6 protein-coding genes, 2 tRNA genes and 1 pseudogene (1 of these 9 cut by a window edge) are annotated in these 8,192 nt (G+C 70.1%); all 9 read right to left on the bottom strand.

From position 1 onward, the window contains the following. Positions 1-54: transfer RNA gene (locus HPT28_RS13995), tRNA-OTHER, on the bottom strand (it extends 76 nt beyond the left edge of the window). Between the two features lie 27 nt (positions 55-81). Beyond that, a tRNA-Gln gene (locus tag HPT28_RS13990) sits at positions 82-153 on the bottom strand. Positions 154-421: 268 nt separating this feature from the next. After that, a complete protein-coding gene (gene gltX, locus HPT28_RS13985; RefSeq protein WP_219091391.1) occupies positions 422-1,909 on the bottom strand; it encodes a glutamate--tRNA ligase in 1,488 nt (495 codons plus the stop codon). After that, positions 1,902-2,684 (bottom strand): fumarylacetoacetate hydrolase family protein, encoded by a 783-nt coding sequence (locus HPT28_RS13980; RefSeq protein WP_219091390.1) that lies wholly within the window; start codon positions 2,682-2,684, stop codon positions 1,902-1,904. Before HPT28_RS13980 ends, gltX begins: the two co-directional genes overlap by 8 nt. A gap of 130 nt (positions 2,685-2,814) precedes the next feature. Further along, positions 2,815-3,393 carry an ATP/GTP-binding protein gene (locus tag HPT28_RS13975; protein ID WP_219091389.1) on the bottom strand — a complete coding sequence of 193 codons (579 nt, stop codon included), beginning with the start codon at positions 3,391-3,393 and terminating at the stop codon, positions 2,815-2,817. Further along, the gene (locus HPT28_RS13970) at positions 3,374-3,925 is read right to left on the bottom strand and encodes a DUF742 domain-containing protein (RefSeq protein ID WP_219091388.1); all 552 of its coding nucleotides are present in this window, start codon (positions 3,923-3,925) and stop codon (positions 3,374-3,376) included. The genes HPT28_RS13975 and HPT28_RS13970 overlap by 20 nt, the downstream gene beginning before the upstream one ends. A 114-nt stretch (positions 3,926-4,039) precedes the next feature. After that, the gene (locus tag HPT28_RS13965) at positions 4,040-4,453 is read right to left on the bottom strand and encodes a roadblock/LC7 domain-containing protein (protein ID WP_219091459.1); all 414 of its coding nucleotides are present in this window, start codon (positions 4,451-4,453) and stop codon (positions 4,040-4,042) included. A gap of 10 nt (positions 4,454-4,463) precedes the next feature. Then, positions 4,464-7,754 (bottom strand): nitrate- and nitrite sensing domain-containing protein, encoded by a 3,291-nt coding sequence (locus HPT28_RS13960; protein ID WP_219091387.1) that lies wholly within the window; start codon positions 7,752-7,754, stop codon positions 4,464-4,466. A 353-nt stretch (positions 7,755-8,107) separates the two neighbouring features. Then, a pseudogene (locus HPT28_RS26905) lies at positions 8,108-8,192 on the bottom strand (ATP-binding protein); the annotation flags it as partial.

Raw genomic sequence — 8,192 nt, 5'->3', positions numbered from 1 at the left:
ACCGGCGCTACCGCCTTGAGAGGGCGGCGTGCTAGGCCGCTACACAACGGGGGCATTCGATCTTGCTGGGCGAAGATCGCGCTGGGGTACCAGGACTCGAACCTAGACTAACTGAACCAGAATCAGTCGTGCTGCCAATTACACCATACCCCACCAAAACTCAACCCCCTGAGGGGGTTTCATTCAGGTGAGCCGCTTCCCGGTGTCCCGGCCTTTCGGCCTGCCCCGTTCGGCGACAGGAAGAACATTACCTGATCGCGTGCGGTGCTCCAAAACGGGTTACCCCCGGCCACCGGCGGGTAGGTCGAACCATCGACCACGGGAACGGGAACGCCCCCGGTGCCAGCGGGCACCGGGGGCGCGGGGAGCGGGAGCGCGGGAGCCCAGCTGCGCGGAAGCGAGCGTGGGCTCCCGCCGGAGCTCAGACCGTGAGGCGCTTGAGGGCGGTGTCGACGCGGGCGAGCGTGCGCTCGCGCCCGAGCACCTCCAGGGACTCGAACAGCGGCAGACCGACCGTCCGGCCGGTGACGGCCACCCGGACCGGCGCCTGGGCCTTGCCGAGCTTGAGGCCGTGCTCCTCGCCGGCCGCCAGCACGGCGGCCTTGAGGGCCTCGGCGTTCCAGTCGGCCGACGCCAGCTTCTCCCGGGCCGTGGCGAGCAGGGCCTCGGCTCCGGGCTTCATCGCCTTCTTCCAGGACGCCTCGTCCTCGACCGGCTCGTCGAGGAACAGGAAGTCCACGTTGGCGGTGATGTCCGACAGAACCGTCAGCCGGGTCTGGGCCAGCGGGGCGAGCGCGTCGAACTCCGCACGGTCGAAGGCCTCGGGACGCCACGGCGCGTAGGGTGCCCGCAGCCACGGCTCGCAGGCGGCGATGAAGTCCGCCACCGGCATCTCGCGCAGGTGCGTGGCGTTGATCGCCTCGCACTTCTTGAGGTCGAAGCGGGCCGGGTTGGCGTTCACCGAGGTGATCTCGAAGGCCGCGACCATCTCGTCCATGGAGAAGATGTCCCGGTCCTCGGCGAGCGACCAGCCCAGGAGAGAGAGATAGTTGAGCAGGCCGGCCGGCAGGAACCCACGCTCGCGGTAGAGGTTGAGGGAGGACTCCGGGTCCCGCTTGGAGAGCTTCTTGTTGCCCTCTCCCATGACGTAGGGCAGGTGGCCGAACTCGGGCGTCCGGCCGCTGCCGACGCCGATCTCCGCCAGCGCGCGGTAGAGCGCGATCTGGCGCGGCGTCGAGGAGAGCAGGTCCTCGCCGCGCAGCACGTGGGTGATCTCCATCAGCGCGTCGTCGACCGGGTTGACCAGGGTGTACAGCGGCGCGCCGTTCGCCCGGACGATGCCGAAGTCCGGCACGTTCTCGGGCTGGAAGGTCAGCTCACCGCGGACGAGGTCGGTGAAGGTGATCGGCTCGTCCGGCATCCGGAAGCGCACGATGGAGGTGCGGCCCTCGGCCTCGTGCGCGGCGATCTGCTCGGGGGTGAGCTCGCGGCACAGGCCGTCGTAGCCCGAGGGGCGCCCCTCCTTGCGGGCGGCCTCGCGGCGGGCGTCGAGCTCCTCGGCCGTGCAGTAGCAGCGGTAGGCGTGGCCGGACTCCAGCAGCTTCCGGGCGACGTCCGCGTAGATGTCCATGCGCTGCGACTGGCGGTACGGGGCGTGCGGGCCGCCGATCTCGGGGCCCTCGTCCCAGTCGAACCCGAGCCAGCGCAGGGAGTCCAGGAGCTGCTCGTAGGACTCCTCGGAGTCCCGCGCGGCGTCGGTGTCCTCGATGCGGAACACCAGGGTGCCGCCGTGGTGGCGGGCGAACGCCCAGTTGAACAGGGCGGTGCGGACCAGGCCCACGTGCGGGTTGCCGGTCGGGGACGGACAGAAACGGACCCGGACGGGTGCCGGGGTGGTTGCGCTAGCCACGCTTGATCACCTTGTTGGTGAGAGTGCCGATGCCTTCGATGGTGACGGCGACCTCGTCGCCGACGTTGAGGGGGCCGACGCCCGCGGGGGTGCCGGTGAGGATGACGTCGCCCGGCAGGAGGGTCATCGCCTCGCTGATGTGCACGACCAGGTCCGTCACGGAGAGGATCATCTCGGCGGTGCGGCCGAGCTGCCGCTGCTCCCCGCCCACGGTGCACGCGACGGCGAGGTCGGAGGGGTCCAGGTCGGTCTCCACCCAGGGGCCGAGCGGGCACGCGCCGTCGAAGCCCTTCGCCCGGGCCCACTGCTCCTCGCGCCGCTGGACGTCCCGGGCGGTGAGGTCGTTGGCGCAGGTGTAGCCGAGGATCACCTCGGACACGCGCTCCCTGGGCACCTGGTGGCACATGCGGCCGATGACGACGGCCAGCTCCGCCTCGTGGTGCACCTCCGCGGAGAATCCGGGGTAGGCGACCGGGTCGCCGGGGCCCACGACGGACGTGGACGGCTTGAAGAAGACGACCGGGGTCTCGGGGACGGTCTGACCCAGCTCCCTCGCGTGCTCCGCGTAGTTCCGCCCGACGGCGACGACCTTGCTGGGAAGCACCGGGGCGAGCAGCCGGACCTGGCTGACCGGCACCTTCTGGCCGGAGCGCTCGAACTCGCCGAAGGGGTGCCCCTTGATGAGATCGAGAACCAGGCCGGGCTCGGTGTCGGCGTCGCCCTCCACGACGCCGAATCCGACGTTGCCGTCGATGGAGAATCTGGCGATGCGCACGGTGAACGGTGCCCTTTCGGGTGGCCTCGGACGAACGGTGGGGTTTCAGCGTATCCGCTGCCGTTCACCGGCCGCGCGGGGGAGGCCGCGGCCCCCGGGCCGGGCACCGGGGGCGGGTCCGGACCCCGGTTCAGCGCAGGCGGGCCATGAGAGCGTGCTCGACCAGGGTGATCAGTGCGCTCTTGGCGTCGGCACGGTGCCGGGCGTCGGTGGTGATGATCGGCGTGTCCGGACCGATCTGGAGCGCCTCCCGCACCTCCTCCGGGTTGTACGGCTGGTGCCCGTCGAAACCGTTGAGCGCGATCACGAACGGCAGACCGCTGTTCTCGAAGTAGTCCACCGCCGGGAAGCAGTCCGCCAGCCGCCGCGTGTCGACCAGCACCACAGCACCGATCGCACCCCGCACCAGGTCATCCCACATGAACCAGAACCGGTCCTGGCCCGGCGTACCGAACAGGTACAGGATCAGGTCCTGGTCGAGGGTGATGCGGCCGAAGTCCATGGCGACGGTCGTCGTCGTCTTGTCGCCGGTGTGGGTGAGGTCGTCGATCCCCGCGGAGGCGGAGGTCATGACGGCTTCGGTGCGCAGTGGATTGATCTCCGACACGGCGCCCACGAAGGTCGTCTTGCCCACGCCGAATCCACCGGCCACCACGATCTTCGCGGAGGTGGTGGAACGGGCGGCACCGCTAGAGCTTGCGAAGTCCACTGAGCACCCTTTCGAGCAGTGTCACGTCTGGCTGACCACCGGCGGCCTCGTCGCCGCCGGGCTGATGGATGGCGACGAGTCCGGCCTCGGCGAGGTCGGCGACGAGGATCCGGGCGACGCCAAGAGGAATGGAGAGGAGTGCGGAGATCTCGGCGACCGACTTGATCTCGTAGCACAGGCGGCAGATCCGCTGGTGCTCCGGAAGCTGGCCCTGCAGCCGGGCCGGGTCCGCCGTGGTGCTGACCAGCGCCTCGATGGCGAGCTGGTACCGCGGGCGGGTGCGACCGCCCGTCATGGCGTACGGGCGCACCAGCGGGTGGGGCTGACCGCCACCGGCTCCGGTTCCGCCGCCCCCTCCCCCGCCGCGCGCCGAACGCTGCGGGGACCGGTTCTGCTGCGGCACCTGCTGCTGGGGCTCCTGTCCCGCCTGCGGCTCCTGCCGGCTGGGCGTCGAGGGGAAGTTGTAGCGCGAATAGCCGAAATCGCCCTGCTGCTGCTCGCTGCCGTACGGACCGCCTTGGGGCGTTGTCACGTTTCCTCCTCCAACTGCCGGCTTGCGGGGAACCGCCGCACTCCCGAAGTGCTGCAACGGCGTCCGCGTTCCCGCACCCTACGGCGCGGATCACGCGATACGCACGCGTGTCTGTTAGTTGAGAAGACTGCCTTGCAGTTCGGCGCGGAGGTCCGGCGTCAGTACGGTACCGGCCCGGTCGACCAGAAGGGCCATCTCGTACCCCACCAGACCGATGTCCGCGTCAGGATGCGCGAGCACCGCCAACGACGAACCGTCGGAGATCGCCATGATGAAGAGGAAACCACGCTCCATCTCCACCACCGTCTGATTGACACCGCCGCCCTCGAAGATCCGCGACGCCCCCTGGGTCAAGGACGCCAACCCCGAGGCCACCGCCGCCAACTGATCGGCACGATCCCGCGGAAAACCCTCGGACATCGCCAGAAGAAGACCGTCGGCGGAGACCACCACCGTGTGCGACACCCCCGGGGTGTTCTCCACGAAGTTAGTGATCAACCAGTTCAGGTTCTGCGCCGCCTGGCTCATCGGGCTCACACTAACGCTCCTGCTCGTAGGTGCTGCCGGGGTTGTCGCCCGGTCGCTCGTTCTGCGGGTTCTGGGGCGCGGACCCGCGCCCCCGGCGGACACCGCGGTGCAGGTTGCTCAGCCTGCCCCGCACGTCCTCCGGGTTCCTGGAGACCTGCGGGCCTCCGTGATCCGTCTGTTCGGCGGCACCCTCGATGAGGTTGGCCCCGGCCACGCGTCGGGGCAGCCCGGAGGAGGTGATGCCACCGGCCCTGGGGTCGCGCAGGCCTTCCGCGCGCTCCCAGCGGTCGTCGTTGGCCGAACGCCAGTCGGACGACTCCGGCTCCTCACGGGGGGCCGGCACGTCCTGCCGGGGCGGCGGCTGCTGAACCGCGCCGGCGCCGTCGGACGGCTTGGACCGCTTCTCCCGGCGCGGCAGACCGGCTTCGGTGACGGAGCCGACGGCCGAGCCGGTCGGAGGCTCGAAGCCTACGCGCTCATCCGCCGCCGCGGGAGTGCCGGGGCGCGGTTCCTGCACGCCGAAGACCGACTGCCGCTGCTGGCCGCCGTCCTGGACCTGCGGAATCTGGGCCGTCGCCTCGAACCCGCTCTCCTCGTAGGAGGGGCCGGGGGCCGGCTGCTGACCGAACCCGGCACGGTCACCGTAGCCGCCGTCGTGGCCCGGGCCGTCCTGCCCCTGCTGACGGGCGTCCTGGGGGTAGCCGGATTCGTAACCGCCCGGTGCGAAGGCGTCCTGACCGTACTGGTCGTAGCCGCCCGCGTCGTAACCCTGGCCCGCGTCGTAACCCTGGCCCGCGTCGTAGCCCTGGCCCGCGTCGTAGCCCTGGCCCGCGTCGTAGCCCTGACCGGCGTCGTAACCTCGGCCGGTGTCGTACTCCTGGGCGGGGCGGCCCTGCTCCGCGAACTGCTGCGGCGGTGCGGCGTAGCCGTCCTGGCCGCCGAACGCATCCCGCTGGGCGTCGAACGCGTTCCCGCCCTCGACCGGCCGCTCCGGCGAGGAACGGTGATCGTCGTGATGCGGCGAACGGCCGCCCGGGTCCAGAGCGGAGAGGTCGTCCGGCACGGACACCTCGCCGTCGTAGCGGCTGTCGTCGAAACCGAGCGCGGCCGCGGTGGCCCCGCCCTGGAGGGGGCTGGGCGTGGCCTGCGTGGTCTCCGTGGCCTCGGGCATGATCCGCGAGACGGTGAAGTCCTCCTCCATCAGCTCCTCGCCGCCACCACCGTGGGTGATGGCGTCCGGGAGCATGACCAGCGACGTCGTACCGGCCTGCTCGCCCGAGGGGCGGAGCTGGACGCGGATGCCGTGCCGGTCGGAGAGGCGGCCGACCACGAACAGGCCCATGCGCTGGGAGATCGCCGCGTCCACGGTGGGCGGGTTGGCGAGCTTGTGGTTGATGTCCGCGAAGTCCTCGGCGGTGAGGCCGATGCCCTTGTCGTGAATCTCGATCATGACGCGGCCGTCGGGCAGCCGGGTCGCGGTCACCTTGACCTTGGTCTGCGGCGAGGAGAACGAGGTGGCGTTCTCCAGCAGCTCGGCGAGCAGGTGCACGAGGTCGGTGACGACGGAGCCGTGGATGTCACTCTCGGGGACTCCGGTGATCTCGATCCGCTCGTACTGCTCCACCTCGGAGGAGGCCGCGCGGATGACGTCCACCAGGGGAACCGGCTGGTTCCAACGGCGGCCCGGCTCCTCGCCCGCGAGGACGAGGAGGTTCTCGCCGTTCCGCCGCATACGGGTCGCCAGGTGGTCCAGCTTGAAGAGGCTCTCCAGCTGGTCCGGGTCGGCCTCGTTGTTCTCCAGGTCGGTGATCAGCCCGAGCTGGCGCTCGATGAGGCCCTGGTTGCGGCTGGAGAGGTTGGTGAAGATCGCGTTGACATTGCCTCGGAGGAGGGCCTGCTCGGCCGCCAGCCGGACGGCCTCGCGGTGCACCTGGTCGAAGGCCCGGGCGACCTCGCCGATCTCGTCCTTGGTGTCGATGTCGATCGGCTTGACCTGAGTGTCGACACGGCCGGGGTCGGTGCGCGAGAGCTGGTCGACCAGCATCGGCAGCCGCTGCTCGGCGACGTCGAACGCGGCGGTGCGCAGCCGGATCATCGACTTGCTCATCGAACGGGCCATGAGCCCGGCCACGATGAAGGCCAGGAGCAGGGCCACGAGCACGATCACGGAGTTGATGACGGCTTCGGTCTTGGCGTCCGAGGCGATCTGCTGCGACTCGGCCACGGCGCGGTTGGCGAGGTCCTGCTCGATGCCCCGGTAGACGTCGAACTTCGCGGTGGTGGCCTGGTACCAGACCTCCTCGGTCACGCCCTTCTTCGCCAGGTCCTCGGGCTCGGCGCCCGAGGCGATGAGGGTGACCATCTCCTCGAAGGGCGGCGGCGTCACGAAGGGCCGGTCGGCGGCCTCGGCGGCCGCCTCGGCCTCCGCGGCGTTCTCGTTGGCCTGCTTCTGCAGCGCGGCCAGCTCCGAGCGCAGCCGCTTCACGTCCTCCTCGGTACCGGCGTTCGTGTACTCGGTGAGGGCGATCCTCTCCAGATAGGCGTAGGAGGAGAGGTTCACGACCTGCGCCCGCTTGTCCTCCTCGGAGGGCCCGGGGGCGACCAGGAGGTGCGTGCCGATCGAACGCGTCAGCGACTCGGCAGCCTTGGCCAGGGAGATGGCGTAGACGGTACGGCCGTAGGAGGTGACGTTGCCCGTCCCCAGACCCAGCTCGTTGGAGAGGTTCATCAGCGGGTGCTGGACCTCGACGTAGCCCAGCTCGGTCTCCACGCCGCTGAGCTGGTCGCTGTAGGCGGACTCCCGCAGCGGACCGAGCTTGGCCTCGACATCGCGGATGGCGCTCAGCCGTCGTTCGAGGCCGGGCGTCCTCGGCGCGGCCTCGGCGGCCTCGTCGAAAGCGGCCTTGGCCGCATCGGTGGCGCGGCGGGCCTCCGACACCTCGGGGGCGTCCCGCTCCCCGCGCAGCAGCGGCGCGGCGGTGCGGTCACGCTCGTCGAGCAGCGCGTGGCCGTAGGCCGATGCGGCCCGGACGAGCTCGGCGGTGGCCTCGGCGTCCTGCGCCTCGCTCAGCGTCTCGATGGAGCTCTGCACCCGGAAGCCACCGAAGATCAGAGCCACGATCACGGGGATGAGCAGGATCGCGTTCAGCCGCGTGGCCACGCGCCAGTTGCGCACCGCCAGCTTGCTGGAGTTCCCGCCGTCCCCGGCCGGTTCGGTGTCCCCGGTGGGTACGGCCGCGGGATGCGGGGTGAAGTTGCCCCGCGACTCCGGCGGCGGGGGCGCCGTCTTGCTTCGCCTCACTCGACCAAACCTCTCGGCGTCGGCACCTCGGATTCGGGGCGCCGCGACTACTGCTGAGTTCAGCGAATTCCAGCACGCCGGAGGGTGCTTTCCAAATATTTGAAGGAGTGACGAACTGAGCCGGTTTCACTGAACCTTCAATTAATAAATCAGACACAAGGTGCATTCGTCGGCAAATGGCGAGAGAAACGTACGCAGACCGAAGCGACCCGGTCGCCGCGCGTGGTCGGCGACCGGGGATTCTCTGTCGAAACGTTATGAATGTCCGCGAGTACGACGACAAGGCCGTGTGGTCAACCACACAGCCTTGCCACAGCCGTTGCCCGGACCGACGGGACGGTGTATTCGGCTCGTCAGCGCAGGCGGGCCAGCAGCGCGTGTTCCACCAGGGTGATCAGTGCGCTCTTGGCGTCGGCACGGTGCCGGGCGTCGGTGGTG

Source organism: Streptomyces sp. JJ38 (genome assembly GCF_019303475.1).
In the GTDB taxonomy this organism is placed as follows: Bacteria; Actinomycetota; Actinomycetes; order Streptomycetales; family Streptomycetaceae; genus Streptomyces.
The sequence above is the reverse complement of the archived record's forward strand: the minus strand, read 5'-3'. Positions and strand labels throughout refer to the sequence as shown.